This is a genomic window from Thermosynechococcus sp. PP555, from assembly GCF_031583225.1.
GTDB lineage: Bacteria > Cyanobacteriota > Cyanobacteriia > Thermosynechococcales > Thermosynechococcaceae > Thermosynechococcus.
In genome coordinates, this window is sequence record NZ_CP134168.1 from 1,072,693 (window position 1) to 1,088,706 (window position 16,014).

At 53.3% G+C, this 16,014-nt stretch carries 9 protein-coding genes; 1 reads left to right on the top strand and 8 read right to left on the bottom strand.

Annotated elements, in window-relative coordinates; all coding sequences use genetic code 11:
• Positions 1–2: 2 nt before the first annotated feature.
• On the bottom strand, positions 3–386 hold the full coding sequence (gene rsfS / locus RHH27_RS05040) for a ribosome silencing factor (protein WP_225901661.1): 384 nt from the start codon (positions 384–386) through the stop codon (positions 3–5).
• Positions 387–472: 86 nt separating this feature from the next.
• Here rsfS and RHH27_RS05045 point away from each other — a divergent pair, with 86 nt between their 5' ends.
• Positions 473–1,759 carry an AMP-binding protein gene (locus tag RHH27_RS05045; RefSeq protein ID WP_302679015.1) on the top strand — a complete coding sequence of 429 codons (1,287 nt, stop codon included), beginning with the start codon at positions 473–475 and terminating at the stop codon, positions 1,757–1,759.
• On the opposite strand, the gene RHH27_RS05050 is transcribed toward RHH27_RS05045, so the two are convergent.
• The 7 genes from RHH27_RS05050 to RHH27_RS05080 all read right to left on the bottom strand — a co-directional run bounded on the left by RHH27_RS05050 (position 1,739) and on the right by RHH27_RS05080 (position 15,925).
• On the bottom strand, positions 1,739–2,125 hold the full coding sequence (locus RHH27_RS05050; protein ID WP_302679016.1) for a HEAT repeat domain-containing protein: 387 nt from the start codon (positions 2,123–2,125) through the stop codon (positions 1,739–1,741). The two genes, RHH27_RS05045 and RHH27_RS05050, sit on opposite strands and share 21 nt — an antisense overlap.
• On the bottom strand, positions 2,062–11,148 hold the full coding sequence (locus tag RHH27_RS05055) for a hypothetical protein (RefSeq protein ID WP_310745011.1): 9,087 nt from the start codon (positions 11,146–11,148) through the stop codon (positions 2,062–2,064). Before RHH27_RS05055 ends, RHH27_RS05050 begins: the two co-directional genes overlap by 64 nt.
• 272 nt (positions 11,149–11,420) lie before the next feature.
• Positions 11,421–13,166: a ribonuclease J gene (locus tag RHH27_RS05060; RefSeq protein WP_206201342.1), complete on the bottom strand. Its 1,746-nt coding sequence runs from the start codon at positions 13,164–13,166 to the stop codon at positions 11,421–11,423.
• Positions 13,167–13,225: 59 nt separating this feature from the next.
• On the bottom strand, positions 13,226–14,116 hold the full coding sequence (gene dapA, locus RHH27_RS05065) for a 4-hydroxy-tetrahydrodipicolinate synthase (protein ID WP_302679018.1): 891 nt from the start codon (positions 14,114–14,116) through the stop codon (positions 13,226–13,228).
• Positions 14,113–14,553: a hypothetical protein gene (locus RHH27_RS05070; protein WP_302679019.1), complete on the bottom strand. Its 441-nt coding sequence runs from the start codon at positions 14,551–14,553 to the stop codon at positions 14,113–14,115. Before RHH27_RS05070 ends, dapA begins: the two co-directional genes overlap by 4 nt.
• Positions 14,554–14,559: 6 nt before the next feature.
• The gene (proC, locus tag RHH27_RS05075) at positions 14,560–15,381 is read right to left on the bottom strand and encodes a pyrroline-5-carboxylate reductase (RefSeq protein ID WP_206201345.1); all 822 of its coding nucleotides are present in this window, start codon (positions 15,379–15,381) and stop codon (positions 14,560–14,562) included.
• A complete protein-coding gene (locus RHH27_RS05080; protein WP_206201346.1) occupies positions 15,356–15,925 on the bottom strand; it encodes a cell division protein SepF in 570 nt (189 codons plus the stop codon). The genes proC and RHH27_RS05080 overlap by 26 nt, the downstream gene beginning before the upstream one ends.
• Positions 15,926–16,014 lie beyond the last annotated feature (89 nt).

The following is a 16,014-nucleotide window of genomic DNA, read 5'->3' on the forward strand; positions in this document are numbered from 1 at the left end:
GGCTAGGTGGTCACTAGTGACTCAAAGGGAATGCGTTGGGCGTGGCCCCAAAAGGCCTCAAGGTTGTAGTATTGACGTTCCTTGGGCAACTGCACATGGACAATCACATCACCGTAGTCCATCAGCACCCATGAACATTCCGCTTGGCCTTCAATATGTTGGGGCTGGCGTTGGCAATGTTCAAGAGCCGCCTCCTCAATCCCTTGATAAATGGCGCGCACTTGGGTTTTTGAGAGTCCCGTAATGATCACAAAGTAATCGGTGAGGTAGGACACACCACTCACATCCAAAAGGCAGATATCCACTCCCTTGCGATCGTCGGCGGCATAGGCTGCGGTCCATGCTAGTTTAAGGCTAGGGTCAGCAATTGCGGCTACCCGTTGCATCTGTTGAATAGTCAGGCTGCTGTCTCCTAAACGCACTCCTTTATCCTTTGATTTTACCTATTGGTTTAGGGAGGGGTAGGACAAATTTGTTACAAAACCTTACGAGTATTGCCCCCCACTGGCTGTGGTATCCCCACAACGGACAATGGCACATTGCTACCGCCAGACTCCTCGAGCAATTAGCCAACTATCAAGAGCAACTCCAAGAGCAACAACCCACTCTCCTCGTTCTCGCAGAACCCGATCCCCTCTCGTTTCTCAGTGGTTTTCTCGCAGCGCTCTCCACAGGGATGCCCCTATTACTGGCCAATCCCCACTGGCAATCCCAAGAGTGGCAGCAGGTGGCAGCGATCCTACCCCAGAATTTCATGGCTTGGGGAACGGTGCCCCCCCTCGACCCCCAAGGTTCTGGAGAACCATTGCCCCAGGGCTGGATTCTGATTCCCACTGGCGGCACTCAAGGGCGGTTGCGCTGGGCAATTCACACGATCGCGACCCTCAAGGCAGCTGTTGCCGGGCTACAAACCCACTTGCAACAAGGGGCGATTCACTGTCTGAGTATTTTGCCCTTGTACCATGTCAGTGGTCTCATGCCCGTGGTGCGATCGCTCTGGAGTGGTGGAGAACTCTATCTCGGTACCCATCTACGGGATCTACGGCAAACGGCACCTCCTGCCAATGTTGATCTGTGGCTGTCTCTGGTACCTCGGCAACTGCAACAGGTGCTTGCAGACCCTCTGCCATGGCTAGCGGATTTAAGGGGCATTTTCGTGGGCGGTGGCCCCACTTGGTCGCAACTATTAGAGGAAGCAGCAACCCAGCGCTTGCCTCTATGTCTCAGTTATGGCATGACAGAAACTGCTGGCATGATCTGTGCCCAACGGCAGGGGGAATTTTTGGCGGGCGATCGCTCCTGTGGTCAGGTCTTACCCCATGCCCAGATTGCTTTAACCCCTACGGGCGAGATTCAGATTCAGGCCGCCTCCCTTGCCCTCGGCTACTACCCCCAGGTATTTCGGGAGAAAATTTTCCAAACAGACGATCGCGGCGAATGGCGGGGCGATCGCCTCTACATTTTGGGACGCAGCAGCCGCAAAATCATCAGTGGTGGCGAGAATATCTACCCCGAAGAGTTAGAGACCTTACTCCTTAACAGTGGCCTTGTCCAAGACATCCATATCTATGGCGCACCCGACCCCCTCTGGGGCGAACAAGTCATTGCCCTCTATGTGGGAGACTCCTCCCCTGAGGAACTCAGCCAATGGCTCAAACAGCAGTGCAGCGCCTACAAATGCCCCAAGAAATGGATTTCTGTGCCCCAAATTCTCCGCACGCCCCAAGGAAAAGTGCGACTATCCTCGATTGAGACCTAGCCACTCTAAGAATGGCAAGAAATCTTCTAGGGTTGCGAAGAATGAGGCAGGATTATTGGGGTTCTCCTTTACTGCTCTGCGAACATCCCAATTCTCATCCATAGCAAGGGTTCTCAAAACAGAAGCAGGAGTATTGGGGTTCCCCGCTACTGCTCTGCGGACATCGCTATCCTCATCCTCAGCAAGGGCTTCCAAAACAGAAGCAGGAGTATTGGGGTTGCTCGCTACTGCTCTGCGAACATCCCTATCCCCATCCTTCGCAAGGGTTTCGAGGGCAGAGGCAGGAGTATTAGGGTTCCCCGCTACTGCTCTGAAGCAGGAGTATTCGGGTTCCGCGCTACTGCTGCGCGAACATCCAAATACCAATCCTTCGCAAGGGTTTCCAAAACAGAAGCAGGAGTATTCGGGTTGCTCGCTACTGCTCTGCGAACATCCCTATCCCCATCCTTCGCAAGGGTTTCCAAAACAGAAGCAGGAGTATTCGGGTTCCCCGCTACTGCTCTGCGGACATCGCTATCCTCATCCTCAGCAAGGATTTCCAAAACAGAAGCAGGAGTATTGGGGTTCCCCGCTACTGCTGCGCGAACATCCGTACAAAAGTGGCTAGCTAGCTCTGCTAGTTGGATGGTATCGGTGTCGTTGCTCTTAGCCTCCTCAATCAACGAAACAATTTCAGGTCTTTCTGCTACTGCTCTGCGGACATCGCTATCCTCATCCTCAGCAAGGTTTTCCAAAACAGAAGCAGGAGTATTCGGGTTCCGTGCTACTGCTGCGCGGACATCACTATCCTCATCCTTCGCAAGGGTTTCGAGGGCAGAAGCAGGAGTATTGGGGTTCCCCGCTACTGCTGCGCGAACATCCGTCCAAAAGTGGCTAGCTAGCTCTGCTAGTCGGATGGTAGCGGTGTCGTTCCTCTTAGCCTCTTCAATCAACCAAACAATTTCAGGTCTTTCTGCTACTGCTCTGCGAACATACCAAACCTCATCCTTCGCAAGGGTTTCGAGGAGTGAGGCAGGAGTATTGGGGTGCCCCGCTACTGCTGCGCGAACATACCAAACCTCATCCTTCGCAAGGGTTTCGAGGGCAGAAGCAGGAGTATTCGGGTTCCCCGCTACTGCTGCGCGGACATCACTATCCTCATCCTTCGCAAGGGTTTCGAGGAGTGAGGCAGGAGTATTGGGGTTCCTCGCTACCGCTTGGCGGACATAACTCTCCTTATTCTTCGCAAGGGTTTCGAGGGCAGAGGCGGGAGTCTTCGGGTTCCGTGCTACTGCTGTGCGAACATCCTGAGCCTCATATTCATCCTTAGCAAGGATTTCGAGGGCATAGGTAGGAGTCTTCGGGTTGCCCGCTACTGCTGCGCGAACATCCTGAGCTTCATCCTCAGCAAGGATTTCGAGAGCATAGGTAGGAGTCTTCGGGTTGCCCGCTACTGCTGCGCGAATATCTGTACAAAAGTGGCTAGCTAGTTCGGCTAGTCGGTCTGTAGAAGTGTTGCCACTGTTAGCTTCCGTGATTAAAGCAGCAATTTCAGGTCTTCTTGCTACTGCTCTGCGGACATCACTTTCCTTATCCTTCGCAAGGGTTTCGAGGAGTGAGACAGGAGTCTTCGGGTTGCCCGCTACTGCCACGCGGATAACCCATTTGTTCTCCTTCGCAAAGGTTTCCAAAACAGAAGCAGGAGTATTGGGGTTCCGCGCTACTGCCACGCGGACAGTCCAATCGTTCTCCTTCGCAAAGGTTTCCAAAACAGAAGCAGGAGTATTAGGGTTCCGCGCTACTGCTGCGCGAACATCCGTACAAAAGTGGCCAGCTAGTTCGGCTAGTCGGTCTGTAGAAGTGTTGCCACTGTTAGCTTCCGTGATTAAAGCAGCAATTTCAGGTCTTCTTGCTACTGCTCTGCGGACATCACTTTCCTTATCCTTCGCAAGGGTTTCCAAAACAGAAGCAGGAGTATTGGGGTTCCGCGCTACTGCTGCGCGAACATCCAAATACCAATCCTTCGCAAGGGCTTCCAAAACAGAAGCAGGAGTATTAGGGTTCCCCGCTACTGCTCTGCGAACATCGCTATCCTCATCCTCAGCAAGGGTTTCGAGGAGTGAGACGGGGGTATTCGGGTTCCGCGCTACTGCTGCGCGAACATCCAAATACCAATCCTTCGCAAGGGCTTCCAAAACAGAAGCAGGAGTATTAGGGTTCCCCGCTACTGCTCTGCGAACATCGCTATCCTCATCCTCAGCAAGGATTTCCAAAACAGAAGCAGGAGTATTGGGGTTGCCCGCTACTTCTGCAAGGGTTTCGAGGGCAGAAGCACGAGTATTGGGGTTTTCCGCTACTTCTGGAAGGGTTTCGAGGGCAGAAGCACGAGTATTGGGGTTCTGTGCTACCGCTTCACGAACACTACTCTCCTCATCCTCAGCAAGGGTTTCGAGGGCAGAAGCAGGAGTATTGGGGTTCCACGCTACTGCTTCACGGACATACTTATTCTTATCCTTCGCAAGGGTTTCGAGGAGTGAGACAGGAGTCTTCGGGTTCCCCGCTACTGCTCTGCGAACATATGTACAAAAGTGGCTAGCTAGCTTTGCTAGTCGGATGGTAGCGGTGTCGTTGCTCTCAGCCTCCTCAATCAACGAAACAATTTCAAGTATTTCTGCTATTGCTATGCGGATTTCTGCTGATATTATGCGGCCAATCCAATCGTTCTCCTTCGTAAAGGTTTTGAGGAAGTGGACAAAATATTTGTTCATCTTCGCAAGGGTTTTGAGGAGTGAGACAGGGGTATTGGGGTTCCGCGCTACCACTCTGCGAACATATCTATCCTCATCCTCAGCAAGGGTTTCGAGGGCAGAAGCAGGAGTATTGGGGTTCTGTGCTACCGCTTCACGAACACTACTCCCCTTATCCTTCGCAAGAGTTTCCAAAACAGAAGCAGGAGTATTGGGGTTCTGTGCTACCGCTTCACGAACACTACTCCCCTTATCCTTCGCAAGGGTTTCCAAAACAGAAGCAGGAGTATTGGGGTTCCCCGCTACTGCTCTGCGAACATCGCTATCCTCATCCTCAGCAAGGATTTCCAAAACAGGAGCAGGAGTATTGGGGTTCCCCGCTACTGCTCTGCGAACATCCCTATCCTCATCCTTCGCAAGGGTTTCCAAAACAGGAGCAGGAGTATTGGGGTTCCCCGCTACTGCTTCACGACAATACGAATCCTTCGCAAGGGTTTCCAAAACAGAAGCAGGAGTATTGGGGTTCCCCGCTACTGCTCTGCGAACATCCCTATCCTCATCCTTCGCAAGGGTTTCGAGGGCAGAAGCAGGAGTATTGGGGTTCCCCGCTACTGCTGCGCGAACATCCGTCCAAAAGTGGCTAGCTAGCTCTGCTAGTCGGATGGTAGCGGTGTCGTTCCTCTTAGCCTCTTCAATCAACGAAACAATTTCAGGTCTTTCTGCTACTGCTCTGCGGACAGTCCAATCGTTCTCCTTCGCAAGGGTTTCCAAAACAGAAGCAGGAGTATTGGGGTTCCCCGCTACTGCTGCGCGAACATCCGTCCAAAAGTGGCTAGCTAGCTCTGCTAGTCGGATGGTAGCGGTGTCGTTCCTCTTAGCCTCTTCAATCAACCAAACAATTTCAGGTCTTTCTGCTACTGCTTCACGAACACTCAAATACCAATCCTTCGCAAGGGTTTCGAGGAGTGAGACAGGAGTATTGGGGTTCCCCGCTACTGCTGCGCGAACATCCCTATCCTCATCCTTCGCAAGGGTTTCGAGGGCATAGGTAGGCGTCTTCGGGTTCCCCGCTACTGCTCTGCGAACATCCCTATCCTCATCCTTCGCAAGGGTTTCCAAAACAGAAGCAGGAGTATTGGGGTTCCCCGCTACTGCTTGGCGGACATCCGTACAAAAGTGGCTAGCTAGTTCGGCTAGTCGGTCTGTAGAAGTGTTGCCACTGTTAGCTTCCGTAATTAAAGCAGCAATTTCAGGTCTTCTTGCTACTGCTTCACGACAATACCAATCCTTCGCAAGGGTTTCCAAAACAGAAGCAGGAGTATTGGGGTTCCGTGCTACTGCTCTGCGAACATCGCTATCCTCATCCTCAGCAAGGGTTTCGAGGGCAGAAGCAGGAGTATTGGGGTTCCGTGCTACTGCTCTGCGAACATCGCTATCCTCATCCTCAGCAAGGGTTTCGAGGGCAGAGGCGGGAGTATTGGGGTTCCGTGCTACTGCTCTGCGAACATCGCTATCCTCATCCTCAGCAAGGGTTTCGAGGGCAGAGGCGGGAGTATTGGGGTTCCCCGCTACTGCTTGGTGGACATCACTCTCCTCATCCTCAGCAAGGGTTTCCAAAACAGAAGCAGGAGTATTGGGGTTCCCCGCTACTGCTTGGCGGACATCGCTATCCTCAGCCTTCGCAAGGGTTTCGAGGAGTGAGACAGGAGTCTTCGGGTTCCCCGCTACTGCTTCACGACAATACGAATCCTTCGCAAGGGTTTCGAGGAGTGAGACAGGAGTCTTCGGGTTCCCCGCTACTGCTTCACGAACATCCGTACAAAAGTGGCTAGCTAGTTCAGCTAGTCGGTCTGTAGAAGTGTTGCCACTGTTAGCTTCCGTGATTAAAGCAGCAATTTCAGGTCTTCTTGCTACTGCTTCACGACAATACCAATCCTTCGCAAGGGTTTCCAAAACAGAAGCAGGAGTATTGGGGTTCCCCGCTACTGCTGCGCGAACAGCCCAATACTCATCCTTCGCAAGGGTTTCCAAAACAGGAGCAGGAGTATTGGGGTTCCCCGCTACCGCTTGGCGAACATCCAAATACAAATCCTTCGCAAGGGTTTCCAAAACAGGAGCAGGAGTATTGGGGTTCCCCGCTACTGCTGCGCGAACATCCGTATAAATATAAAACGTATAAAAGTGGCTAGCTAGCTCTGCTAATCGGGTGGTAGCAGTGTCGTTGCTCTTAGCCTCCTCAATCAACAGTCTTTTTGCTACTGCTATTGCTATGCAGCCAATCAAATCGTTCTCCTTCGCAAGGGTTTCGAGGAGTGAGACAGGGGTATTCGGGTTCCACGCTACTGCTTCACGAACATTACTCTCCTTATCCTTCGCAAGGGTTTCGAGGAGTGAGACAGGGGTATTCGGGTTCCCCGCTACTGCTTGGCGGACATCACTCTCCTTATCCTCAGCAAGGGTTTCGAGGAGTGAGACAGGAGTCTTCGGGTTCCCCGCTACTGCTTCACGACAATACGAATCCTTCGCAAGGGTTTCGAGGAGTGAGACAGGGGTACTCGGGTTCCCCGCTACTGCTTCACGACAATACCAATCCTTCGCAAGGGTTTCCAAAACAGAAGCAGGAGTATTGGGGTTCCCCGCTACTGCTGCGCGAACAGCCCAATACTCATCCTTCGCAAGGGTTTCCAAAACAGGAGCAGGAGTATTGGGGTTCCCCGCTACTGCTCTGCGAACATCACTCTCCTTATCCTCAGCAAGGGTTTCCAAAACAGGAGCAGGAGTATTGGGCTTCCACGCTACTGCTCTGCGAACATCACTCTCCTTATCCTCAGCAAGGGTTTCCAAAACAGAAGCAGGAGTATTGGGGTTCCCCGCTACTGCCGCGCGGACATACCAATCCTCAGCAAGGGTTTCCAAAACAGAAGCAGGAGTATTGGGGTTCGCCGCTACCACTTGGCGGACATCCAAATACAAATCCTTCGCAAGGGTTTCCAAAACAGAAGCAGGAGTATTGGGCTTCCACGCTACTGATGCGCGAACATCACTCTCCTTATCCTTCGCAAGGGTTTCGAGGGCAGAGGCAGGCGTCTTCGGGTTGACCGCTACTGCTGCGCGAACATCCTGAGCCTCGTCCTCAGCAAGGATTTCGAGGGCATAGGTAGGCGTCTTCGGGTTGCCCGCTACTGCCGCGCGAACATCCTGAGCTTCATCCTCAGCAAGGATTTCGAGGGCATAGGTAGGCGTCTTCGGGTTCCCCGCTACTGCTGCGCGAACATCCGTACAAAAGTGGCTAGCTAGCTCTGCTAGTCGGATGGTAGCGGTGTCGTTGCTCTCAGCCTCCTCAATCAACGAAACAATTTCAGGTCTTTCTGCTACTGCTCTGCGGACATCGCTATCCTCATCCTCAGCAAGGGTTTCCAAAACAGAAGCAGGAGTATTGGAGTTCCGCACTACTGCTTGGCGAACATCCGTATAAAAGTGGCTAGCTAGCTCTGCTAGTCGGATGGTAGCGGTGTCGTTGCTCTTGGCCTCCTCAATCAACGAAACAATTTCAGGTCTTTCTGCTATTGCTCTGCGGACATCGCTATCCTCATCCTCAGCAAGGGTTTCCAAAACAGAAGCAGGAGTATTCGGGTTCCCCGCTACCGCTTGGCGGACATCCCTATTCTCACCCTTCGCAAGGGTTTCGAGGGCAGAGGCGGGAGTATTGGGGTTCCCCGCTACTGCTGCGCGAACATCCGTACAAAAGTGGCTAGCTAGCTCTGCTAGTCGGATGGTAGCGGTGTCGTTGCTCTTAGCCTCCTCAATCAACGAAACAATTTCAGGTCTTTCTGCTACTGCTCTGCGAACAGCGCTATCCTCATCCTTCGCAAGGATTTCCAAAACAGAAGCAGGAGTATTGGGGTTCCCCGCTACTGCTCTGCGGACATCGCTATCCTCAGCCTTCGCAAGGGTTTCGAGGAGTGAGACAGGGGTATTCGGGTTCCCCGCTACTGCTGCGCGAACATCCTGAGCCTCATCCTCAGCAAGGGTTTCCAAAACAGGAGCAGGAGTATTGGGGTTCCCCGCTACTGCTCTGCGGACATCGCTATCCTCAGCCTTCGCAAGGGTTTCGAGGAGTGAGACAGGGGTATTCGGGTTCCCCGCTACTGCTGCGCGAACATCCTGAGCCTCATCCTCAGCAAGGATTTCCAAAACAGAAGCAGGAGTATTGGGGTTCCCCGCTACTGCTTCACGAACATCCAAATACAAATCCTTCGCAAGGGTTTCCAAAACAGAAGCAGGAGTATTGGGGTTCCCCGCTACCGCTTGGCGAACATCACTCTCCTTATCCTTCGCAAGGGTTTCGAGGAGTGAGACAGGGGTATTCGGGTTCCCCGCTACTGATGCGCGAACATCCTGAGCCTCATATTCATCCTTCGCAAGGATTTCGAGGGCATAGGTAGGCGTCTTCGGGTTCCCCGCTACTGCCGCGCGAACATCCTGAGCTTCATCCTCAGCAAGGATTTCGAGGGCATAAGTAGGCGTCTTCGGGTTCCCCGCTACTGATGCGCGAACATCCGTATAAAAGTGGCTAGCTAGCTCTGCTAGTCGGATGGTAGCGGTGTCGTTGCTCTTAGCCTCCTCAATCAACGAAACAATTTCAGGTCTTTCTGCTACTGCTCTGCGGACATCGCTATCCTCATCCTCAGCAAGGATTTCCAAAACAGAAGCAGGAGTATTCGGGTTCCGTGCTACTGCTGCGCAAACACCCGTATAAAAGTGGCTAGCTAGCTCTGCTAGTCGGATGGTAGAGGTGTCGTTGCTCTTAGCCTCCTCAATCAACGAAACAATTTCAGGTCTTTCTGCTACTGCTCTGCGGACATCGCTATCCTCATCCTTCGCAAGGGTTTCCAAAACAGAAGCAGGAGTATTGGGGTTCCCCGCTACCGCTTGGCGAACATCGCTATCCTCATCCTCAGCAAGGGTTTCCAAAACAGAAGCAGGAGTATTCGGGTTCCCCGCTACCGCTTGGCGGACATCGCTATCCTCATCCTCAGCAAGGGTTTCCAAAACAGAAGCAGGAGTATTGGGGTTCCCCGCTACTGCTCCGCAGACAATCAAATCGTTCTCCTTCGCAAGGGTTTCGAGGAGTGAGACAGGGGTATTCGGGTTCCGTGCTACTGCTGCGCGGACATACCAATGCTTCGCAAGGGTTTCCAAAACAGAAGCAGGAGTATTGGGGTTCCTCGCTACTGCTCTGCGAACATCGCTATCCTCATCCTCAGCAAGGGTTTCCAAAACAGAAGCAGGAGTATTCGGGTTCCCCGCTACCGCTTGGCGAACATCGCTATCCTCATCCTCAGCAAGGGTTTCCAAAACAGAAGCAGGAGTATTCGGGTTCCCCGCTACCGCTTGGCGGACATCGCTATCCTCATCCTCAGCAAGGGTTTCCAAAACAGAAGCAGGAGTATTGGGGTTCCTCGCTACTGCTCCGCAGACAATCAAATCGTTCTCCTTCGCAAGGGTTTCGAGGAGTGAGACAGGGGTATTCGGGTTCCGTGCTACTGCTGCGCGGACATACCAATGCTTCGCAAGGGTTTCCAAAACAGAAGCAGGAGTATTGGGGTTCCCCGCTACTGCTCCGCAGACAATCAAATCGTTCTCCTTCGCAAGGGTTTCGAGGAGTGAGACAGGGGTATTCGGGTTCCGTGCTACTGCTGCGCGGACATACCAATGCTTCGCAAGGGTTTCCAAAACAGAAGCAGGAGTATTGGGGTTCCCCGCTACTGCTCCGCAGACAATCAAATCGTTCTCCTTCGCAAGGGTTTCGAGGAGTGAGACAGGGGTATTCGGGTTCCCCGCTACTGCTGCGCGGACATACCAATGCTTCGCAAGGGTTTCCAAAACAGAAGCAGGAGTATTGGGGTTCCCCGCTACTGCTCTGCGAACATCGCTATCCTCATCCTTCGCAAGGGTTTCCAAAACAGAAGCAGGAGTATTGGGGTTCCACACTACTGCTCTGCGGACATCCCTATCCTTATCCTTCGCAAGGGTTTCCAAAACAGAAGCAGGAGTATTCGGGTTCCCCGCTACCGCTTGGCGGACATCACTCTCCTTATCCTTCGCAAGGGTTTCGAGGAGTTCAGGAAGAATCGTTGTTGCCTTAGCCGCCTGCTGTCTTACTTTTGCGCTTTGACGCTGAACTGCAACTGTCAATGCCCAAGTCGGCGGCTCTGTAAGCTTTAATATTCGTATTAAGGTTTCATCACTAATGCTCTGTCGTTCACTGTCTTGGAGCACAAGGAGTTTCATCCCAGGATTGCGAGCTACTGCCGCCGGAAATTCCTCAGCTAGTTTATAGAGGGTCGCTGGAGGGGTCTGGGGATTCATCGCCACTTTACGGCGGACATTGGCCGCTGGATGTTGTGCTAAAGTTGTCAGGAGAGTATGGGATGCACTGAGGTTCTGGGCAAGAGCTTCTGCTAACGGTTTATTGCTTTGAGCTTCCGATAGCCAAGCCTCTAGGACTTCAGCAGGGGTATTGCCATTGGCAGCAACCGCAAGGCGCACTTTTTCATGGGGGTCATTGGCCAACATCCGCAAAATGTTTGGTGAAGTAGTAGCAGACTGCGCTACCTGCCGACGCACACAAGGGTCAGGATGCTGAGCTGCAGTAGTCATCGAATTAAGATCAAAATAATCAATATCCATTGCGCGCCACAATTTTTATTTGCGACATTGGTACTAGTCAGTTATTGTAATTCTAGCTTTAGTTGTTAACTATGGTCGAGTTGCTTCCTAATCAGTTGAACGTGTTGAGGGGCTATTGCTCGGCAAGAAATCAACTGAAAGCCCCCGAGCGTTTCAACGCTAGCTAGCGCAGCGGCAACAAAAATAAACGGGCAGGGATGCCCTACAAAATAGGCACCTTCTCCTGCCCAAGGGGCTTGATGCTAGCCAACCACAGAAGCGGTGCTGCGACGCCGCCGAATTCCTGTCGTCACAGTGGGGGTGACTTCGATGGGTTGCAGAAGCAATAGGACTGAGGCATTGCCCTGAAGTTCACGGCGCACCAGTCGCACCAGTTCCCGTTCAATGTGGGCTTTGACCCCTGCCCAATCGATATCGCCGTTGCGGGCATATTCACTCCAGCGATCGCTCAAAGCAGTTTCGACCGTGGCATGTACCCAAGCCTGCCAAGCCTGTGGCTCAATCGCCGTGACCACACCCCGCAGGTGGACTTCAGGAGTAGCTTTCAGACTGCCATCAGTACCCACCGCCACCGCCACGGTGATAATGCCTTCCTCAGCCAGTTGTTGTCGCTCTTGCAGCACATGGGCTTTGACAATGCCACCGCGATCCAGTAACTCAATACCAGCAGGTACCTTATCGACGACCCGAATCGAGTCACGGGTGAGTTCCACCACATCGCCGTTGTCAATAATCACCATATTCTCCGGGGGAATGCCCATGCTCTGAGCCGTTTGGGCATGTTTCACCAGCATGCGGTGCTCGCCATGTACGGGTAAAAAGAACTTGGGCTTCGTCAAGGCCAGCATTAGCTTTTGATCCTCTTGGCAGGCATGGCCAGAGACGTGAATGCCCTGTTCGCGACCGTAGATGACTTTGGCGCCTTGCATCATCAGGCGATCGATCATGTTGACCACGGCAATCGTGTTCCCCGGAATGGGGTGAGCCGAGAGAATCACAGTATCGCCGGGGCGAATTTTAATTTTGTTGTGTTCCCCTTTGGAAATCCGCGTCAGGGCAGACAGAGGTTCCCCTTGGGAGCCAGTGGTCAGGTACATCACCTGATGATCGGGGTACTTGTGCATCATGTGCAGTGGCACAAAGAGATCGTCTGGGCAGTGAATGTAGCCCAACTGCCGCGCATGGGCAATGACATTGAGCATCGATCGCCCCAAGACCGAAACCACGCGGCCATGCTTTTGCGCCAATTCCAAGGCCATACTGAGGCGATGTACCGAAGAGGCAAAGGTGGTAAAAATAATCCGCCCCTCTGCTTGGCTAAAGGCACGATCCAAGTTGGGAAACACCGATCGCTCCGAGGGGGTGTGGCCGGGCACTTCCGAGTTGGTGGAGTCACTAATGAGACAGAGAACCCCCTTCTCCCCATGCTCCGCTAGCCGCTGAATGTCAAAGCACTCGCCATCAACGGGGGTAAAGTCAAATTTGAAATCCCCGGTGTGGATAATCACGCCAATGGGGGTATGAATCGCCACGGAGAAGCTATCGGCAATGGAATGGGTATTGCGGATATACTCCACAAGGAAGTTTTTGCCCAAACGCACCATCTCCCGCGGCTGTACCGTGCGCAGTTCGGTGCGATCGCCAACCCCTGCCTCTTCGAGTTTCCCTTGCAGCAACGCCATGGCAAGGCGAGGGCCATAGATGACGGGAATATCAAACTGCTTGAGATGAAAGGGGATGCCACCAATGTGATCTTCATGACCATGGGTCACAATCATTCCCTTGATTTTTTCGCGGTTTTGCCGCAGGTACGTCATATCGGGTAAGACGATATTGACCCCATGCATGCCATCAGTGGGAAAAGCTAACCCTGCGTCCAGCAAAATAATTTCATCTTGGAATTCAAAAACACAGGTGTTCTTGCCAATTTCGTGCAGCCCACCGAGGGGAATAATTTTCAGGGCAGCAGTTGCAGCGGATTGACTCATAGGTCTCCTTACGATGAAACAACAAAAAAGGTGCAGCTTGGGAAATGCCCAGCGTTGTCTTAAGACTTCAGTAGGCCAAGAGCATCTAAAACAGGCTTCAATTGGTCAATCACAGCGTCACTCGCAGACGTGAGGGGCAGTCGGGGAGCACCCACCGCCCAACCTTGCAGGCTGAGGGCAGCTTTGATCGGAATCGGATTCGTCGTCACAAATAAAACCTTGAACAGGGGCAATAGTTGACAATGAATAGCAGTCGCTGTTGCTGTGTCGCCTTGGATAAAAGCTTGGATCATCTCTTGAATCCGTCGACCAACAAGGTGACTGGCCACACTGACGACACCATAACCACCCACGGCCAGCAATGGCAACGTTAGGGAATCATCCCCAGAGTAAATGCGAAAATGTGGCGGCAGCTGGGCACGAAGGGTGCTGGCTTGGTCAAGGTTGCCACTGGCCTCTTTGATGGCAATAATGTTGGGATATTCGGCAAGGCGGATGACGGTTTCAGGGAGTAGATTTTGCCCTGTACGGCCGGGGATGTTGTAGAGCATGAGGGGAAAGTCCGGCACTGCCTTGGCGATCGCCTGAAAATGGGCATAGAGTCCTTCTTGGGGGGGTTTGTTGTAGTAGGGTACCACCAAGAGGGCACCATCGAGGCCGAGTTCTGCGGCCTTTGCCGTGGCATGAATGGCTTCACGAGTGGAGTTGGAACCCGTACCTGCAATCACCTTGGCTTTGCCTGCCACAGCCTGCTGCACTGTTTGAAAGAGTTGAAATTCCTCTTCCCAAGTGAGGGTGGGGGATTCGCCGGTAGTGCCGCAAACAACAATACCATCGGAACCGTTGGCCACAAGGTGCTGTGCCAGTTCTGCCGCCACATCGTAGGCGATCGCGCCATCCTCTGTAAATGGCGTAATCATGGCGGTAATCACACGTCCAAAGTCAGTCACAGTCCACCCTCAGCCAAGTCCCGTTGTAGTTGCCCAATGGTAACCGCGCGGCTGTACACGCGCCGGCGATCGCCCAAGGTTTCTAAAATAATGGCTCCGCGTCGCCAGCTTTGGGGCGATCGGTAAATCGCCAAATTATTGTCGGTCTCTACACTTCCATAGCCGTTATTCCTCAGCCATGCCTCCAGTTGTGGCATTTGTGGCAGTGACACCGCCAGAACTTTCGTGTGATGCCAATAGGCCGCGATCGCTCCCACGACGACCCCCACGGCTAGTCCCCAACGGTAGGGCAGGGGAGACAACAGACTCCAGTGGCAAATTTGGCTCAAACTCAAGGCAGTGATGGCAGTGACACAGGCAAAGTAGTCAATGAACACCACCTTCACATCTAAGCCTTCAATGGCGGGGGGGTCAGCGGTTGTGGCAGAGTTGGGCATAGGCACTTAGTTGAGGGCTTGGGCACGCTCGTAGGCCGCTTTTACCGTTTGCATGAGGGTTCCACGCACACCAGCAGCTTCCAGTACTTCGAGACCCGCAATGGTTGTCCCCGCAGGACTGGTGACCGCATCCTTGAGTTGCGCCGGATGCAGCCCGCGCTCATTAAGTAATTGTACTGTGCCTGCTATTGTGCCATAAACGAGTTCCTGTGTCAGCGATCGCGATAGCCCCACTGCCACCCCCGCATCGCATAGTGCCTCCACCATCAGGGCAACGAAGGCAGGCCCTGAGCCAGAAAGTGCGGTGACTGCGTCCATTTGCCCTTCACTGACAGCCACCACCTGCCCCAGTACCCCTAACAAATTCTTAATCTTGCGAATCTCCAGTTCACTGGCGGCACTATCGCTAACAAGGGCAATCACGCCGGCGCCCACTTGGGCTGGTGTATTCGGCATCGCCCGAAAGATCAACCGCTGGGGAAACAGTCGCCGCAGCCGCCCACTGTTGATCCCTGCCATAATGGAAAGGGCAACGCCAGTGCCCTGAGCTACCGGCGTATCCGCCAGTTCTGACTCAATATCGGCAAAGACCTGTGGCTTGACCGCCAGTAGGAGCGTTTCAGCTGTAGCGACTTCTAGGTTCGTTGTCACCCTGACCCCATAGGTGTGGGCTAGATACTGCTGCCGCTGAGGCGATCGCGCCGATACCCAGACCTGCTCTGGCAAGAGACCATCTGCCAGCAACCGCGAAAGCATTGCCTCCGCCATGCGGCCACAGCCAATGATCCCAAGAGCCGGCACCCTAGGCACTACGCTGTTGTTGGGCATTCATCCCCCAAGCGGGTGGGGGGGCAACAGGTGTGGTAGCTGGGCGAACGCCACCCACTTGCGTACTCACTTGCACACAGCTCGGTGTAAACAGGAAAATGCTTTCACCAATACGCTCTTGGTGACCATCAATCGTGAACGTGGCACCGGCAACAAAATCCACTGAGCGTTGGGCTTGCTCCGGCTCCATCAAGGTCAGATTTAGCACCACAGACTTCCGCTCTTTAAGAGCCTTGATCACCTCAGGCATTTCACTAAAACTGCGGGGCTGCATCACCAAAACTTCCGCCACTGCCCCCCACCAACGACCGGCATTGGGCATCCCAATCACATTCGAAGGAGCTGATCCCGTCGGCACTGAACCAGTGGCAACTGAGGGAGACGGACTAGTGTCAAAGTCATGACTCAGGGTTGGCCGCGATGCGGGCAGCGGTTCCACCTCCGGTTCCGTGGTTAGCGTTCGTGCCGTTCCTTGAGGGTATTCCTCATCGTAGATGTCAGTCTCTGGGGTTAGGCCCATGAGGTCACGGAGTTTGCCCAACATAACGACTCACTATTGCTCCTAATAAATAAATGTATGAGTTGTAAGAGTTTTCTGACGTGCCGTAGCGGAGTCACCGCGACAGGTCAGAG

Excerpts from the sequence above, each read along its gene's own strand:
- rsfS (WP_225901661.1), bottom strand. The coding sequence starts at position 386 with ATGCAACGGGTAGCCGCAATTGCTGACCCTAGCCTTAAACTAGCATGG.
- RHH27_RS05055 (WP_310745011.1), bottom strand. The coding sequence starts at position 11,148 with ATGACTACTGCAGCTCAGCATCCTGACCCTTGTGTGCGTCGGCAGGTA.
- RHH27_RS05060 (WP_206201342.1), bottom strand. The coding sequence starts at position 13,166 with ATGAGTCAATCCGCTGCAACTGCTGCCCTGAAAATTATTCCCCTCGGT.
- RHH27_RS05070 (WP_302679019.1), bottom strand. The coding sequence starts at position 14,553 with ATGCCCAACTCTGCCACAACCGCTGACCCCCCCGCCATTGAAGGCTTA.
- proC (WP_206201345.1), bottom strand. The coding sequence starts at position 15,381 with ATGCCCAACAACAGCGTAGTGCCTAGGGTGCCGGCTCTTGGGATCATT.
- RHH27_RS05080 (WP_206201346.1), bottom strand. The coding sequence starts at position 15,925 with ATGTTGGGCAAACTCCGTGACCTCATGGGCCTAACCCCAGAGACTGAC.